Origin of the sequence: Rhodococcus sp. UYP9 (assembly GCF_040547235.1) — a bacterium.
GTDB lineage: Bacteria > Actinomycetota > Actinomycetes > Mycobacteriales > Mycobacteriaceae > Rhodococcoides.
The window spans coordinates 412,330-427,479 of sequence record NZ_JBEPPH010000003.1; the positions used below are offsets into that span (position 1 = coordinate 412,330).

The following is a 15,150-nucleotide window of genomic DNA, read 5'->3' on the forward strand; positions in this document are numbered from 1 at the left end:
CGAGGCAGACAGAGCAGCGGTCGATAGATCAGACGAATGAGCTCCCATGGAACACGATCGTAGTCGCGTCAGGATCGATGCTTCAGCGCAGACCGACGATGGGTGTCGGGTTGCGCGCGCAGTCGCGAAGGCATTGAAAATCACTCGATACACAGGATGGGAGTTCGGCAAGCTACCATGGTGATCAGATCACTGCACGGACCGATCGATACGGACCGACTCACGCGGAGATCAGTGACAATGTGTGCGCACCTGATCCGGGTCGCTACGACTGCTTCGCCCATCGTGTTCGGGCCCGAACACGATCGCGGCTGAGGCTCGACGCGACATCACATCGGATTGAGGGCATCGACTTCGGCCGGCAATAGGCCTGTGCCCTTCCTTGTGCGTACGTTCTCGATACGAGGAAGGCCAGACCCCTGAGCAAGATCATCATCGACCAAGAAGACGAGACCGGCGACACGACGTTGTCCGCCCAGCTCGACGACACGCACGTACCCCCGACCTTCGCCGAACTGGGCGTGCGCGAGGAGATCGTCCGATCCCTGAAGGACATCGGGATCGAGCGGACCTTCGCAATCCAGGAGCTGACCCTCCCACTGGCTCTCGCCGGCGACGACCTCATCGGTCAGGCCCGCACCGGAATGGGCAAGACCTTCGGGTTCGGCGTTCCTCTGCTGCAGCGCATCTCCACATCGGACTCCGGCACAACGGCTCTCGACGGCACCCCGCGGGCGCTCATCATCGTGCCTACCCGCGAACTGTGCGTGCAGGTCACCTCCGACCTCCAGAATGCTGCCAAACATCTCCGCTCGACGACTGGACCTGTCAAGGTGCTCTCGATCTACGGCGGTCGCCCCTACGAGGCACAGATCAGTGCCCTGCAGAACGGCGTCGACGTCGTCGTCGGCACCCCGGGACGTCTGTTGGACCTCGCCAAGCAGGGTCACCTGATTCTGGGCAAGATCGGCGTCCTGGTACTCGACGAGGCCGACGAGATGCTCGATCTCGGGTTCCTGCCGGACATCGAACGCATTCTCGGAATGGTCCCGGACAAAAGGCAGACGATGCTGTTCTCGGCGACGATGCCGGGACCGATCATCACCCTCGCCCGTACGTTCCTCACCCAGCCAACTCATATCCGCGCCGAAGAAGCCGAGTCGTCGGCAGTGCACGATCGCACCGCTCAGCACGTCTACCGAGCTCACGCACTCGACAAGGTCGAGATGGTGACCAAGGTGCTCCAAGCAAACGGCCGCGGCGCAACCATGATCTTCACCCGCACCAAGCGCACCGCCCAGAAAGTCGCAGACGAGCTCGCAGAACGCGGGTTCGCCGTCGGTTCGGTGCACGGTGACCTCGGGCAGGTCCAGCGCGAAAAAGCGTTGAAGAAGTTCCGCACCGGTGGAATCGACGTTCTCGTAGCCACCGATGTGGCCGCCCGAGGCATCGATATCGACGACGTCACGCACGTCATCAACTACCAGTGCCCAGAGGACGAGAAGACGTACGTTCACCGCATCGGCCGTACGGGCCGCGCAGGCCGTACCGGCATCGCTGTGACGTTGGTCGATTGGGACGACATCCCCCGGTGGCAGCTCATCGACAAAGCCCTCGATCTGGGGACACCCGACCCCGTCGAGACCTACTCGAGCAGCCCGCACCTGTTCGAAGAACTCGACATCCCTACCGGTGTCGGCAGCACAGTCCACAAGACCTCCGAGGCCAAGGCCCCCAAGGACTCGAACGGTAGCGCGTCGACCGATGAGACCTCGAAGGACAAGGGACCGGAAAGTACCGACGCCGATGCGGAGCCGCATGCTTCCAAGCCTCGCCGCTCCCGCTCTCGTTCGCGAACCAGAGCGGGTAAGCCCGCGGCCGGAGAGGCGGATTCCGTCGCTGACACCTCCGGCTCGGTAGCCACCGAATCGACCGGTGACACAGGGACAGAAACGACGGTTGCCCCACGTAGACGACGGCGTCGCCGCTCCTCCGCGTCGGCATCGTCCGGTGCGGCCGCGTCGGAGTAGTCTCTCAAGCTGTGCTTGCACCCGAACGTCGGCGCCGGTCGGATATCGCCGTCGCCTTAGCGATCGCAGTCGTGACCGTGCTCGTTCTCGGAGTTGTGTGGCTCCGAAGCGACGCGCACGGCACGACATCCGCCCCTGCGGAATCTCCTTTGCCCCAAGCGAATGTGGCAACGTCGATTCCAGACGCGCTGACCGAGACTTGGCGTGCGTCGAGTCCGGTCACGTCGGCACCGGTCACCACAGGCGGTGCCGTCGTCACGGGCGACGGTGGCACTGTCTCCGGTCGGGACCCGCTCGATGGCTCGATTGCATGGAGCTATATCCGAGATCGAGAGCTGTGTGCCGTTACGGATGCGTGGAATACGATCGTCGCGGTCTATCGGGACGCCAGGGGTTGCTCGCAGGTCACCGAACTCGACAGCTCCAGTGGTATGCGGAAAGCTCAACGTAGCAGTGACGCTGATGCGAATATCGTGCTGAGCGAGGACGGAACTTACGTCACCTCCCGCGGTGACACTCGAATGGAGCTATGGCGCTCGGACCTGGTCCGAACACTCGAATACGGTCGCGTCGACGCACCGGTCAACCCAAATGGTCAACCCAGATCTGGTTGCACCCTTCTGTCCTCCGCTTCCAACAGTTCTCGCGTCGCAGTTCTCGAGCAGTGCCCAGGCGAGTCCGGGGCGCGACTGACAACGATGAATCCAGCCCCGAAGGATGCCCAGCAGCCGGAGGAATACGGTTCTTCCGTCGTGGCGGCGTTGATAGGATCCGACGGCCCCATCGCCGGCGCATCGATTCTCGTCGCCTCGGGTGACCGTGTGGCAGTGGCAATTCCAGCACATTCCGCACAAACACCGAGAGTTGCAGTCTTCGACGGAAACGCACAGCCCTTGGCCGAGTTCGACCTTCCTGCCGCAGTCGTCGACAACTACCGCTCCCCCACAGCCGAAGCAGTAGTCAAGGCCGCATCGGTCTTCAGTTGGTGGACTGGGAGTGGAACTGTGGCGCTCGGATTGACTGATCTGGCCCCGATGTGGTCGATCGCCGGCGCACTCGGACCCGGCACGGTCATGGGCGGCCGGCTACTGGTTCCGGTACCCGGCGGAACAGCAGTGATCGACCCCGCCAAGGGGACCGTGGAACGGACCTTGGACGTCGACAGGGCCGGCTACACCGGCCCTGTGGGCATGTCGGTGATCGGCGATGTCGTCATCGAGCAGCGCGGGGACGACCTCGTTGCACTATCGGCACGCTGAAGCGGTGCTACCGAAACCGATCAGTCCGGTGTGTTCGGAGAATAAGTGGCCAATGCCGCCCCGTGCTGCCAATGTGCCAGGAGATTCGCTGCAAGTTCGCGATATGCCTGCGCGCCCTTGCTCTTTCGTCCCGACAGCACCGTCGACCCTGAAGCCGTAGCCTCCGCGAACCGGACAGTCCGCGGGATCGGTGGTGACAGAACCGGCAGATCGTATCGATCGGACACGTCGCCGAGCACATCCCTGCTGTGGGTGGTCCGCGCATCGAACAGAGTCGGCAAAGCACCCAGCAGAGTCAGATCAGGATTGGTGATCTGTTGGATCTCCGAGACGGTCCGAAGTAACTGTCCGACACCACGATGCGCGAGAGTTTCACATTGCAGTGGAACGAGCACCGATTGGGCTGCGGTAAGGCCGTTGAGGGTCAACACCCCCAGCGACGGAGGGCAGTCGATGATGACGACGTCGAAATTGTCGATCACCGGCGCCAGCGCCCGCTTGAGGGCATATTCTCGTCCCGGACGCATGAGAAGCAACGCTTCGGCACCGGCAAGATCGATCGTCGCGGGCAGCAGCATGATGCCCTCGTCAGTCTCGATAAGCACGTCGGAAACATCTTTGTCTCCGGTGAGGACTTCGTGCACGGACGAATCGAGTTTGTCGGGGTTGTGACCCAACGAAAACGTCAGGCACCCCTGCGGATCGAGATCGACCACGAGAACACGCTGGTCGAGCGCGTGAAGTGCAGCCGCCAGCGACGCAACCGTCGTCGTCTTTGCGACGCCACCCTTCTGGTTGGCCACTGCCAGTACTGTCGTCACACCTGCGATCCTTGCGCACAAAACACGCCAGAGCCAGGCAAACGCGAATGTGGGCGCGTCGAAACCGAATTCGATGCGCCCACATCGCGGGAATGAACCGTCCTTGGAACGAACTCAGTGCAGCATCACCGGGGTCTCGGTATCCACGTCCACGCGCGCCTCGATCTTCTTGCGCGGAAGGAAGTATGCCGGTACGAAAGTCAGCAAGATGAGGACGAGCGCCACCGTGAACGTCGTGCCGAAGGCGCTCGCGGAGATGTCGAGTGCATCGGCCGGAGACGTCGCTTGTGCAACGTTCTTGATCTGATTGGTCAGCACCACGGACATGACGGCCGTGCCGATGGACCCTGCTGTCTGCTGCACGATGTTCATCAATGTCGATCCACGCGCAACCTCGTGATGGGTGAGCGTCTGCAGCGCGGCAGTCATGATCGGCATCATCGTGGATCCGAGTCCCATGCCCATCACGAACAGTGCGCCCAACAGAAGGACATACGAGGTGTCCGGGCCGACCTGCGTGAAGACGGCCATCCCGGCAGAGATGAACACCATTCCGACGAGCACGACCTTCCCGGGTCCTATCCGGTCTGCAAGCGTCCCCGCGAGCGGCATGGTGAGCATTGCACCGATGCCTTGGGGTGCAAGAAGAAGGCCGGCAGCGAGTGTGGTCTCACCCCGAATCTGTAGGAAGTAGCTGGGGAAGAGCAATCCCGCGCCCATGAAGGCAACGGTGAACAGCGTCATCGTGACGACCGCGACGGTCAGCGATTTGTTGGCAAACAGGCGCAGGTCGATCAAGGGATGCTCGGTGCGCAGCGCGTGGAGCACGAACAGGCCGATCAGAGCCAGCCCCGCGATCGCCGACACCAACACCCGTGCCGACAGAATCGTGCCGGTCTCGGGGATGGACGACACCCCGAACAAGAAGAGGGCAAGACCCGGCGACAGCATCAACATGCCGAGGAAATCGAAGGACTCAGACGGCGTCGGCTTGTCCTTCGGAAAGATCGTGATCGCAGCGACGAGTGCGATCGCACCGATCGGAACGTTGATCAGAAAGATCCAGTGCCAGCTTGCTGTTTCGATCAACCAACCACCGAGAATCGGACCACTGATAGGACCGAGCAACATCGGGACTCCGAGGACTGCCATGACACGGCCGATACGCTCCGGCCCAGCTGCCCGAGTCATGATCGTCATGCCGAGCGGCATCAGCATGCCACCGCCGAGTCCTTGGAGCACTCGGAACGCGATCAGCGTGGTGATGTCCCACGCAAAGCTGCACAGCACCGAGCCGAGAACGAACAGAATCAATGCGGTGATGTAGAGGCGCTTGGTTCCGAATCGGTCTGCTGCCCAGCCCGTCAGAGGAATCACGGTGGCGAGCGCGAGTGTATAGCCCGTCATCGTCCATGCCACGGTGGCATACGTAGCGTCGAAGACTTCCATGAACGTCGGTAGCGCAACACTGACCACGGTGACGTCGAGTATCGACATGATCGCGCCCAAAACCACGACTCCAGCGACTTTCAGCACAGCCGAATCGAGTTTTCCCGAGGAAGCGGGAGTCGGCGGCGATATTCCTGGCTTCGTCATAGATCGAGAGTCCTTCGCGTAGGCGAGCGCTGTGGTGTATTCGCACCGGGCCGAATCGCGCAGCGTCACGCGAAAGCATCGTCGAATCTTGGTGCGAGTTCTGGCATATACGTCAGGCACGGCTCGAGACTGGAGTGGAGTGTGTGCTGACGAACAAAGCCTGATCAGTATTCCCTGTCGCCGCACTACGCTCAATCGGTTTTACCGGCGGATCCACCGTGTGGACTGTGAAACCCGACACGGCATCATTGCGGGTATGACCATCTCCAATTCCGGCACCACCGGCCGGGTCGTGCTCCTCCGGCACGGCGAAACCGAATGGGCCACCAGTGGCCGGCATACGGGAACCACGGACGTTCCCTTGACAGCAGTCGGCGAGCAGCAGGCCGTTGCTGCAGGCGAACTCGTCGAGGAACTCGAACTGCGCGACCCGCTGGTCCTGTCGAGCCCTCGCGGGCGGGCGCAGCGAACCTCACAGCTCGCCGGACTAACGGTCGACCGCGAGTGGGACGCGCTCTCCGAAGTCGACTACGGAGACTACGAGGGATTGACCTCGCCCGAAATTCGGTCAACCGTGCCGCACTGGACCGTATGGACGCACCCGTGCCCACACGGCGAGTCGATCGACGACTTCGGCTCGCGAGCCGATCTCGTCCTCTCGGTCGTGCTGCCGGTCTTGGACGAGCGAGACGTCGTCCTCGTCGGACATGGTCATTTCTCGCGGGCGTTGCTCACTCGATGGTTGGAACTGCCTGTCGCCGAGGGGAAACGGTTCGCAATGGCTCCTGCGGCGTACTCGGTGCTGGGCTTCGATCATTCGTATCGACAGCTCGTCGTCCACAACATCAATCCGTCGGTGCGAACCGGGAGAAAGAAGCCGTGAGCAGCATGATCCGACGGGCGAAAGAGGACGATGTCGAAGCCATCACCGGGCTCGTGTACGAACTGGCCGACTACGAGGAATCGCTCGAACACTGCACGGTGAAACCCGAGCAGATCGCTGCCGCTCTGTTCGGCCCAGCACCTTCGGTGTTCGCCCACGTCGCCGAGAGTGACGGCGAGATCGTGGGAGTAGCTCTGTGGTTCCTGAACTTCTCCACCTGGGATGGCGTCAATGGAATCTATCTCGAAGACCTCTACGTCAAACCCGCATTTCGCGGAGCGGGTCATGGCAGAGCACTACTCGCCGCACTGGCTACGGAGTGCATCGAGAAGGGGTACACCCGGTTGAGCTGGTGGGTGCTCGATTGGAACACCCCGTCGATCGGCTTCTACCGCTCACTCGGCGCAGTTGCTCAGGACGAGTGGACGACGTTCCGGATGACCGGCGATGCACTGGCTGCACTCGCGAACACGTCCAGCTCCAGCGCGTAGTCGGGCCGGCTTACCGAGTGCCGTCTACATTTCTTCGTCGACGTCCCCGTACTCGGCGGCCATCCATCTCGACGACGGTGGACTGAAGAGCAGCACCAAGATTGCCACCACGACAAGACCGAGTAACGCGCCGTACAGCGGCTGGTGGGAGTCGGTGAGCAGTGACCAGACAACAGGCAAGAGGAGAAACTGCACGACAAGAGCGATGGCCCGCGCCCAACGCTTACCCGCCACCAGCGCCCCACCCGCAGCTCCGACGGCCACCCCGACCACTGCGAACCATCCAGCGGTTCCGTAGCCGTTCGCGGCGGAATCCTCGACGCCACCGACAGCGCGCACAAGTAGAACTACGGCAACGACCAACGCGACAAGCCCTTGGAGGGCGACGAGCACCCCGGCGGACCGGAAGGTCGAAGGCGGCACCAGTGGCTGCGAAGGCGTTGACACCCGGCCAGCCTAGAACACCGCCGTCGGACCGCTAGGCTGATGCCCCGTGCGCGCGCTTCTGATCGTCAACCCCAATGCGACATCGACCACTCCTGCTGCCCGTGACCTGTTGGCGCATGCGCTGTCGAGCCGGGTCCGAGTCACGGTCGCCCACACCACGCACCGAGATCACGCGGCCGAACTGGCACGCGAAGCTCGGGAGGACGGTATGGGCCTGGTTATCGTCCACGGTGGTGACGGCACGGTGAACGAGGTCATCAACGGGCTTCTCGGTGTTCCGTTACCGACGTCGATGCGGTCGGTAACGATCGGGGCCATCCCGGCTTTGGCCGTGGTGCCTGGAGGCAGTGCCAATGTCTTCGCCCGCTCCCTGGGAATCGAACCCGACCCGGTGGCTGCCACGAATCAGCTCATCGAGCTTCTTGCGTCGCGGTCGAGACGGACGATCGGCCTCGCCCACTGCGACAACCGGTGGTTCACATTCAACGCAGGCCTCGGACTCGATGCCGACGTATGTCGCGCGATCGACGCGAGCCGCAAGGACGGACGCCCCGTTTCTGCCACTCACTACGTTCGGGCGGCCGTCCGTGAGTTCTTTCGGCACAAGCGTCACGAGCCGATGTTGACCGTCGAGGTGCCGGGCCGCGACCCGATCACCGGCGTGCATTACGCCTTCGTTTCCAATTCGAGTCCGTGGACCTATCTCAATGCCAGGCCGGTTCACACCAATCCCGGAACGACGTTCGATACCGGACTCGGCTTGTTCGCCATGCGGACGACCAAGGTGGTACCCAGCCTGCTGGTGTCGCGACAACTTCTATCTGCAGGCGCAGAACCCAAGTCTCGCAATCTCTTTCGCATTGACGACGTGCCTCGAATCAAGATTACTTCGACCGAACCGATCGGCCTGCAGATGGACGGCGATTACCTCGGGGAGCGCACCGAAGCCGAATTCTTCGCAACTCCGTCCGCACTGGAAGTCATAGCCCCGCCGTCCGAATGACCTCTGCGCCGACGGGCGGAGAAGGCAGCTTCACCCTCGTCAGGCAAGACTCGTCCGCCTGTTTTCTGACACGTTTACCACAGCAGCGACAACGGAGGATAGCCAGATCTCACTGTGAAGGGTACAAAGGAGCACAGGAGGCTTGAAGCAGCCTAACAGAGTGAGCTTGACCACGGTCACGCGGCAATCTATTGACTTCCCCTGAGTTCGTGAAAGCATTCACAAGCAACAGAGCGGAAACATTGGTTACGCACTCGCGAACATCAATGAAACGGAAAACGGTGCTTCGGCGCCCGGTAAGGAGCAGAGGATGGACTGGCGCCACAACGCTATTTGTCGCGACGAAGACCCGGAACTATTTTTCCCCGTGGGAAACAGTGGCCCGGCACTCGCACAAATCGCCGATGCCAAAGTCGTCTGCACGCGATGCCCTGTCACGGCTGAGTGCCTGTCATGGGCACTCGAGTCCGGCCAGGATGCGGGCGTGTGGGGCGGTATGAGCGAAGACGAGCGTCGCGCACTCAAGCGTCGTAATGCTCGCACGCGAGCACGTAGCTCCGTCTAACGTTCCCAGGAACAAGAGCAGGCAAAAACTCGGTCCGTATCGGACCGAGTTTTTTCTGCGCACTCGCTCCAATCAGATCCGCGGACCGCGTCTGCCCAAAGGCACGCGAAGCGAGGCATCGGTTCCGCCGCCTGTGGCGCGGTGCAGCCCCAACGACCCACCCAACTCTGCCGAGACGAGCGTCCGCACGATTTGCAGCCCAAGTCCCTCGGAGGTCTCCAAGGAGAAGCCAGGAGGCAGGCCTGGACCGTCGTCGTGGACCACGACGTCGAGCCACCGCGCCGATCGGTCGGCCGTGATGCGGACCACTCCATCGGCACTTTCCACGAAACCGTGCTCCATGGCGTTCTGGACGAGCTCTGCCAGCACCATGACCAATGGCGTTGCGCGTTCGGCGGAAAAGACCCCCAGCGCACCCTCCCGCACGACGCGAACGCGCGGATTGACTGTCGCAATGTCCAACATGATGGGCACCAACCGGTCGACTATTTCGTCGAGGTCGACTTCCTCGTCCACCGACATCGAGAGCATTTCGTGAACCAGTGCGATCGAGGTCACCCTGCGCACCGATTCCGACAGCGCGGTGCGCGCCTCTTCGTTCTCCAACCGTCTGGACTGCAGCCGTAACAGTGCAGCGACAGTCTGCAAGTTGTTCTTCACCCGATGATGAATCTCGCGGATGGTCGCATCTTTACTCAGCAGAGCACGATCGCGGCGTTTGACTTCGGTGACGTCGCGCACCAGCACTATTGCACCGACGAACTCACCGCGAGGTCGGAGCGGAAGGGTTCGAATCAGTACGGTCGCGCCGCGCGCATCGACTTCCATGCGATGACCCGCATCCCCCGAAGTGGAGGCCGCAATGTGGTCGGCCACCTCCTGGGAATCGAACGGGTCGGTGATCAAGGAACGCGTCACCGAGGCAAGATCTCGGCCCGAAAGCTCGGTCGCCAAACCCATCCGGTGATACGCCGACAGTGCGTTGGGGCTGGCATAGACAACCCGCCCATCGGTGTCGAGCCGAATGAAGCCGTCACCTGCACGCGGAGACGAGTTCACGTCGGTGCGTTCGGCCGGCGTCGGAAACGTTCCTTCACTGATCATCCGGCAGAGGTCGTCGGCACATTCTCGGTATGCGCTCTCCAGCGCGCTGGGTGGCCGCTGCTGGGCAGGGTTGATATCGCGAGTGAGGACGGCGATGACGTGGTCACCACACCTCACCGGCACGCTTTCGGTACCGGAAGCACCGCCGCGGACGATGTCGCGGGTGATCAACGAGTCGATCACGGTCGGGTGTTGCGACTCCGACACGATCGACCCCACCATGTCCTCGGTGAAGGCAGTGGAAGCCGTTGTCGGCCTGCACTGGGCAACGCAGAGCACTTCGGCATCGGGGCGATCGGCCGCGTTGCCGGTGCCGACCCACAGCAACAGATCGGCAAAGGACAGGTCGGCCAGAAGCTGCCACTCCCCGACCACTCGCTGCAAATGATCGACGGCATCCCCGGGAAGATCGGTGTGCTCGGCAAGAAGGTCACTGAGAGTCGACACGGTGAACGGCGACTGGGCTCAGGACACCACTGCGATGAGATCACCTTGTTTGATGACATCACCGACTTTCACGTCGATTTTGGTTACGGTGCCCGCAATTTCGGCCAGCACCGGAATCTCCATCTTCATCGATTCGAGAACCACGAGAGTGTCTCCGTGAGCGACTGTGTCCCCCTCAGCTACAACGATCTCGAAGACAGTCGACACCATCTCTGCCCGCACGTCTTCGGCCATGAATTTTCCTCTCGCTCAGTGATCCACACCACAAGCACCGTCAACTCATCAGGCACCCGTAGAAGGACAGCCAATCACACGTGAAAGACTGTAGTGAACATACGAGAGGAGCTACACATGGGTAAGCGTGGGCGTAAGAAGCGCAGTCGCAAGAACAACAAGGCAAATCACGGCAAGCGTCCGAACAGCTGACGCTCGGACCGAGAACCGAGAAAGGCCAGGGAGCTTGAAACGCTCCCTGGCCTTTTTCCGTTTTCTATCGAATCGACGTAGTCCTTGAAGCCTCAGTCGGATTCGGATTGCCGAATAAGGACCGTTCTGCGGATCTCGATGCTGAGGCGCTCGCGCAGACCACTCGGAGCTTGATCTCCACCACATTTACGGCTGATCAGGTTCTTGACCTTCTCCTCGATACCGTAGGCCGCGAAGCACGACCCGCACTCGTCTATGTGCTTCTGTAGACGCTGCCGACTGGCGTCGTCGCACTCGTCGTCGAGCATCAGCCATACATCGGCGATCACCGCCGAGCAGTCGAGATTGTCGAACTCGCTTTGCCCCGCATCGTCGGGAGTTGCCTCGGACGTCACTTCGACACCTCCTGCTCGTACGCATCGACCGCGCCGTTGCGGTTGAATCCACGCTCTCGGGCCACACCAGCGAGCAAGCCCCTCAGTTGCTTACGTCCACGATGCAAACGCGACATCACCGTTCCGATCGGCGTTCCCATGATCTCGGCGATCTCCTTGTAGGGAAAACCTTCCACGTCTGCGTAGTACACAGCCATTCGGAAGTCCTCGGGCAGAGATTGCAACGCGGCCTTGATGTCGTCGTCGGGAAGGGCGTCCAACGCTTCCACCTCGGCAGAACGCAAACCGATGGACGAGTGCTCGGCGGTGGCGGCCAACTGCCAATCCGTGATCTCGTCGGTCGGATATTGAGCCGGCTGGCGTTGCTTCTTGCGATAAGAGTTGATGTAGGTATTGGTCAAGATGCGATACAGCCACGCCTTGAGGTTCGTGCCCTCACGGAACGACCTGAACGCCGTGTACGCCTTGACGTACGTTTCTTGAACCAGATCCTCTGCATCGGCAGGGTTGCGGGTCATTCGCAGTGCTGCACCGTACAGCTGATCCAGCATCGGGAGCGCGTCACGTTCGAAACGCTCGGTCAGCTCGGTCGCCGATTCAGCTGTCGCCTGAGCTTTCGGCTCGACTTCCTCCACGCTGATCCCTTCGGTAGCCATGTTCGACCAGGTTACCGCGGGCGAGGGCAGCCCCAAAACGTAGATCGCTTCGTTACCGACAGGTGTACGCGAGGGGCGCTCTGTTGTCGAAACCGTCACAGCAGATCCCTTCCTTCCCAGCTAGAGATTCTTGCGTGTTCAACACCGACGCGGCGCCACGTGTTCCCTCGAGCCCAGTTCGACGACGACGTCGATAGGGTTGCGCGCATGCGCGCCGCCCCCACTCCTGCCGTCACGCTGCTGACCCAGGCGAAAGTGCATCACCGATTGCACAGTTACGAGCACGACCCGAACTCCTCCTCGTACGGGACCGAAGCCGCAGACATTCTGACCGCGCGACTCGGACTGGCGCGTGGGCAGATTTTCAAAACCCTGGTGGTCGAGTGCACCGACCGCACCCTTGCGATTGCAGTACTACCCGTCACCACGACGCTGTCCCTCAAAAGTGCAGCGGCTGCCCTCGGCACTCGCAAGGTGACCATGGCCGATCGGGCTCAGGCAGAGCGATCGACCGGGTACGTGCTCGGTGGGATTTCACCGCTGGGGCAACGGCGGGCGTTGGCCACCGTCGTCGACGACTCGGCACTATCGTGGGACCGGGTGCTGTGCAGTGGAGGTAGGCGCGGACTGGAAATCGAGCTCGATCCCAGCGAACTGGTTCGGCTCTGCAAGGCGGTCACTGCTCCCATCGCGACGGAGTGAACGTCGATGCGCAAAGATGAAGGCGTGAGCACCTGGACAGCGCCGTCGACCACAGAGCCCGTACATGCAACGGTGATCCTGCCCGGATCCAAGTCCATGACGAACCGGGCACTGATCATTTCCGCTCTTGCCACCGGGCCGTCCACGGTGTCGGGAACGTTGCGGAGCCGAGACACCGATCTGATGATCGCCGCTCTGCGTGATCTCGGGGTACGGATCGACATCGACGAAGACGATCCGACCGAGCTACACATCGTTCCCGGTACACTGCACGGTTGTTCGATCGAGTGTGGTCTCGCCGGAACCGTCATGCGGTTCGTTCCACCGCTCGCAACGCTCGCCTACGGTGCAGTCTTCTTCGACGGTGACGAGCAGGCCCGTTCGCGGCCTCTGGATACCATCCTGGGAGCCTTACGGTCGGTCGGCGCGCAGGTGGACGGTGACTCACTCCCGTTCAGCGTGACGGGCACTGGGCGCCTGAGTGGCGGCGTCGTCAGCATCGACGCATCCGGGTCCTCGCAGTTCGTGTCCGGTCTCATGCTGTCCGCTGCAGCATTCGACGACGGCATCACCATCCATCACATAGGCAAGCCGGTGCCGTCGATGCCACACATCGATATGACGGTGCACATGCTCAGGCAGGCCGGCGTGCGAGTGGACACCCCCCAGGACAGCGGCGACGCCGATACCTGGCGTGTCCACCCGGGGCCTGTTGCCCCGGTGCACTGGGTCATCGAACCGGATCTGTCGAACGCCACACCGTTTCTTGCCGCAGCTGCGGTCACCGGCGGTGAAGTGCGCGTGCCCCAGTGGCCGGTCGCAACGACGCAACCGGGCGATGCGATCCGCGAGATACTTCGGTCCATGGGCGCCGAGGTCGAACTCGACGACGGCACCCTCGTCGTGTCGGGACCGGACGTGCTGCACGGCATCGATATCGACCTACACGAGGTAGGCGAGCTCACCCCGACAGTGGCAGCACTGGCAGCGCTCGCCGATGGACCGTCCTGGCTTCGCGGGATCGCCCATCTACGCGGCCATGAAACCGATCGGCTGAAAGCACTCGCAACCGAAATCGGCAGGCTCGGCGGAAGAGCCGTCGAAACCGCCGACGGTCTCGAGATCACGCCGGTCCCCCTCACCGCCGGACTCTGGCAGGCATACGCCGATCACCGAATGGCAACGGCGGGCGCAATACTCGGACTGCGTGTACCCGGAGTGCAGGTAGACGACATCGGCACCACGGCGAAGACGTTGCCCGGGTTCGAGACCCTGTGGTCCGACATGCTCGCCGGTTCGCAGTCGCACCTCGAGACCGACGGGACCATGTCCTGACGCCGCGCCGGTACGACGAATCGGACGTACGCATACGTCCGGGAAAAAGCTCACGACCTCGGACCAAGACCCGGCCCGAACATGCCGATGCCGAATCGGCCATGGTCGTGGCGGTCGATAGAGGCAGGTGGGGATGCGTTCTGGGAGGTGACCCGAACCGGCCCGTCGTCACCATGCGTGCACGTGAACTGGGGCGAACTCCGATCGTCGTCGGAGACGACGTCGACATCGTTGGAGATCTGACCGGCAAGGTCGATACCCTCGCTCGTATCGTCCGCGTCGCCGAGCGTCGCACGGTGCTCCGCCGTACAGCCGATGACACCGATCCCTTCGAACGTGTCGTCGTCGCCAACGCCGAGCAACTACTCATCGTCGCTGCGCTGGCCGATCCGCCGCCGCGCACCGGCTTCGTCGAGCGCGCACTGGTCGCGGCCTACGTCGGCGGTCTGTCACCGATTCTGTGCCTGACCAAGAGCGACCTGGCGGATCCGACCGACTTCACCGCATCTTTCGCCGATTTGGACGTGCCTGTGGTTCTCGCCGGCCAAAGCGAGGATCTCACCGAGCTGACGGCAACGTTGCGGGGCAAACTGACCGCACTGATCGGACACTCGGGGGTCGGAAAGTCCACCCTCGTCAATCGACTCGTCCCCGACGCGCATCGCGCCGTCGGCGTCGTATCGGGCGTAGGCAAGGGACGGCACACGTCGACGCAGTCGGTTGCCTTGCCCTTGCCCAGCGGCGGATGGGTCGTCGACACCCCGGGAATCAGATCTTTCGGCCTCGCGCACATCTCACCGCACGACGTCGTGGCTGCCTTCTCCGACCTGGCCGACGCCATCGAGGAGTGCTCGCGAGGGTGCACTCATCTCGGACCTCCCGCCGATCCCGAGTGTGCGCTCGATGATTTGACCGGTGACGCCGCCCGTCGCGTCCGCGCCGTTCGCGGTCTTCTCGAGGCCGTACGCACGAACGACGCCTGGCAGTAGA

The 15,150-nt window shown here is 62.3% G+C and carries 17 protein-coding genes; 10 read left to right on the plus strand and 7 right to left on the minus strand.

The genetic code is table 11. The features are described 5' to 3' along the window. The first annotated feature begins 419 nt into the window (after positions 1-419). Together ABIB36_RS11635 and ABIB36_RS11640 are read left to right on the plus strand one after the other, a co-directional pair. Complete coding sequence (locus ABIB36_RS11635) at positions 420-2,030, plus strand: DEAD/DEAH box helicase (protein WP_354559694.1); 1,611 nt, start codon at positions 420-422, stop codon at positions 2,028-2,030. An 11-nt stretch (positions 2,031-2,041) separates the two neighbouring features. After that, positions 2,042-3,289, plus strand: a complete 1,248-nt coding sequence (locus ABIB36_RS11640) for an Rv3212 family protein (RefSeq protein ID WP_354559396.1) — start codon at positions 2,042-2,044, stop codon at positions 3,287-3,289. 20 nt (positions 3,290-3,309) lie between these two features. Here ABIB36_RS11640 and ABIB36_RS11645 read toward each other — a convergent pair whose 3' ends face one another. Both ABIB36_RS11645 and ABIB36_RS11650 read right to left on the minus strand, forming a co-directional pair. Further along, complete coding sequence (locus ABIB36_RS11645; protein WP_354559395.1) at positions 3,310-4,110, minus strand: ParA family protein; 801 nt, start codon at positions 4,108-4,110, stop codon at positions 3,310-3,312. A 114-nt stretch (positions 4,111-4,224) separates the two neighbouring features. Further along, a complete protein-coding gene (locus ABIB36_RS11650; RefSeq protein ID WP_354559394.1) occupies positions 4,225-5,706 on the minus strand; it encodes a DHA2 family efflux MFS transporter permease subunit in 1,482 nt (493 codons plus the stop codon). A 256-nt stretch (positions 5,707-5,962) separates the two neighbouring features. Between ABIB36_RS11650 and ABIB36_RS11655 the strand changes: the two genes are divergently transcribed. Both ABIB36_RS11655 and ABIB36_RS11660 read left to right on the plus strand, forming a co-directional pair. Further along, positions 5,963-6,589 carry an acid phosphatase gene (locus ABIB36_RS11655; RefSeq protein WP_354559393.1) on the plus strand — a complete coding sequence of 209 codons (627 nt, stop codon included), beginning with the start codon at positions 5,963-5,965 and terminating at the stop codon, positions 6,587-6,589. Positions 6,590-6,594: 5 nt separating this feature from the next. Next, positions 6,595-7,080 carry a GNAT family N-acetyltransferase gene (locus ABIB36_RS11660; protein WP_084346948.1) on the plus strand — a complete coding sequence of 162 codons (486 nt, stop codon included), beginning with the start codon at positions 6,595-6,597 and terminating at the stop codon, positions 7,078-7,080. Between the two features lie 24 nt (positions 7,081-7,104). Here the strand turns inward: ABIB36_RS11660 and ABIB36_RS11665 are convergent, their stop codons facing one another. Beyond that, entirely contained in the window at positions 7,105-7,527 is a 423-nt protein-coding gene (locus tag ABIB36_RS11665; RefSeq protein ID WP_354559392.1) for a hypothetical protein, read from the minus strand. A gap of 46 nt (positions 7,528-7,573) precedes the next feature. Between ABIB36_RS11665 and ABIB36_RS11670 the strand changes: the two genes are divergently transcribed. Continuing rightward, on the plus strand, positions 7,574-8,530 hold the full coding sequence (locus tag ABIB36_RS11670) for a diacylglycerol/lipid kinase family protein (RefSeq protein ID WP_084346873.1): 957 nt from the start codon (positions 7,574-7,576) through the stop codon (positions 8,528-8,530). 310 nt (positions 8,531-8,840) lie between these two features. Next, entirely contained in the window at positions 8,841-9,095 is a 255-nt protein-coding gene (locus ABIB36_RS11675; protein ID WP_084346872.1) for a WhiB family transcriptional regulator, read from the plus strand. Between the two features lie 72 nt (positions 9,096-9,167). Here the strand turns inward: ABIB36_RS11675 and ABIB36_RS11680 are convergent, their stop codons facing one another. After that, positions 9,168-10,646, minus strand: a complete 1,479-nt coding sequence (locus ABIB36_RS11680) for a sensor histidine kinase (protein ID WP_084346871.1) — start codon at positions 10,644-10,646, stop codon at positions 9,168-9,170. A gap of 18 nt (positions 10,647-10,664) precedes the next feature. Continuing rightward, a complete protein-coding gene (locus tag ABIB36_RS11685) occupies positions 10,665-10,880 on the minus strand; it encodes a biotin/lipoyl-binding carrier protein (protein ID WP_084346870.1) in 216 nt (71 codons plus the stop codon). Positions 10,881-10,997: 117 nt separating this feature from the next. Between ABIB36_RS11685 and ABIB36_RS21930 the strand changes: the two genes are divergently transcribed. After that, on the plus strand, positions 10,998-11,072 hold the full coding sequence (locus ABIB36_RS21930; RefSeq protein ID WP_099052202.1) for a 50S ribosomal protein bL37: 75 nt from the start codon (positions 10,998-11,000) through the stop codon (positions 11,070-11,072). A 92-nt stretch (positions 11,073-11,164) separates the two neighbouring features. Here the strand turns inward: ABIB36_RS21930 and rsrA are convergent, their stop codons facing one another. After that, positions 11,165-11,467, minus strand: a complete 303-nt coding sequence (gene rsrA, locus ABIB36_RS11690) for a mycothiol system anti-sigma-R factor (RefSeq protein ID WP_084346869.1) — start codon at positions 11,465-11,467, stop codon at positions 11,165-11,167. Next, the gene (locus tag ABIB36_RS11695; protein WP_354559391.1) at positions 11,464-12,123 is read right to left on the minus strand and encodes a sigma-70 family RNA polymerase sigma factor; all 660 of its coding nucleotides are present in this window, start codon (positions 12,121-12,123) and stop codon (positions 11,464-11,466) included. Before ABIB36_RS11695 ends, rsrA begins: the two co-directional genes overlap by 4 nt. A 207-nt stretch (positions 12,124-12,330) precedes the next feature. Between ABIB36_RS11695 and ybaK the strand changes: the two genes are divergently transcribed. From ybaK to rsgA, 3 genes are read left to right on the plus strand one after another with little or no spacing between them, the layout of a single operon-like run. Next, positions 12,331-12,825, plus strand: coding sequence for a Cys-tRNA(Pro) deacylase (gene ybaK / locus ABIB36_RS11700; RefSeq protein WP_354559390.1), 495 nt, complete (start codon positions 12,331-12,333; stop codon positions 12,823-12,825). Positions 12,826-12,831: 6 nt separating this feature from the next. Next, positions 12,832-14,160, plus strand: a complete 1,329-nt coding sequence (aroA, locus tag ABIB36_RS11705; protein WP_354559389.1) for a 3-phosphoshikimate 1-carboxyvinyltransferase — start codon at positions 12,832-12,834, stop codon at positions 14,158-14,160. After that, complete coding sequence (gene rsgA / locus ABIB36_RS11710) at positions 14,157-15,149, plus strand: ribosome small subunit-dependent GTPase A (protein WP_176224898.1); 993 nt, start codon at positions 14,157-14,159, stop codon at positions 15,147-15,149. Before aroA ends, rsgA begins: the two co-directional genes overlap by 4 nt. Position 15,150 lies beyond the last annotated feature (1 nt).

Coding starts and splice junctions, on each gene's coding strand:
- ABIB36_RS11650 (WP_354559394.1), bottom strand. CDS start 5,706: ATGACGAAGCCAGGAATATCGCCGCCGACTCCCGCTTCCTCGGGAAAA.
- ABIB36_RS11655 (WP_354559393.1), top strand. CDS start 5,963: ATGACCATCTCCAATTCCGGCACCACCGGCCGGGTCGTGCTCCTCCGG.
- ABIB36_RS11660 (WP_084346948.1), top strand. CDS start 6,595: ATGATCCGACGGGCGAAAGAGGACGATGTCGAAGCCATCACCGGGCTC.
- ABIB36_RS11675 (WP_084346872.1), top strand. CDS start 8,841: ATGGACTGGCGCCACAACGCTATTTGTCGCGACGAAGACCCGGAACTA.
- ABIB36_RS11685 (WP_084346870.1), bottom strand. CDS start 10,880: ATGGCCGAAGACGTGCGGGCAGAGATGGTGTCGACTGTCTTCGAGATC.
- ABIB36_RS11695 (WP_354559391.1), bottom strand. CDS start 12,123: ATGGCTACCGAAGGGATCAGCGTGGAGGAAGTCGAGCCGAAAGCTCAG.
- ybaK (WP_354559390.1), top strand. CDS start 12,331: ATGCGCGCCGCCCCCACTCCTGCCGTCACGCTGCTGACCCAGGCGAAA.
- aroA (WP_354559389.1), top strand. CDS start 12,832: ATGCGCAAAGATGAAGGCGTGAGCACCTGGACAGCGCCGTCGACCACA.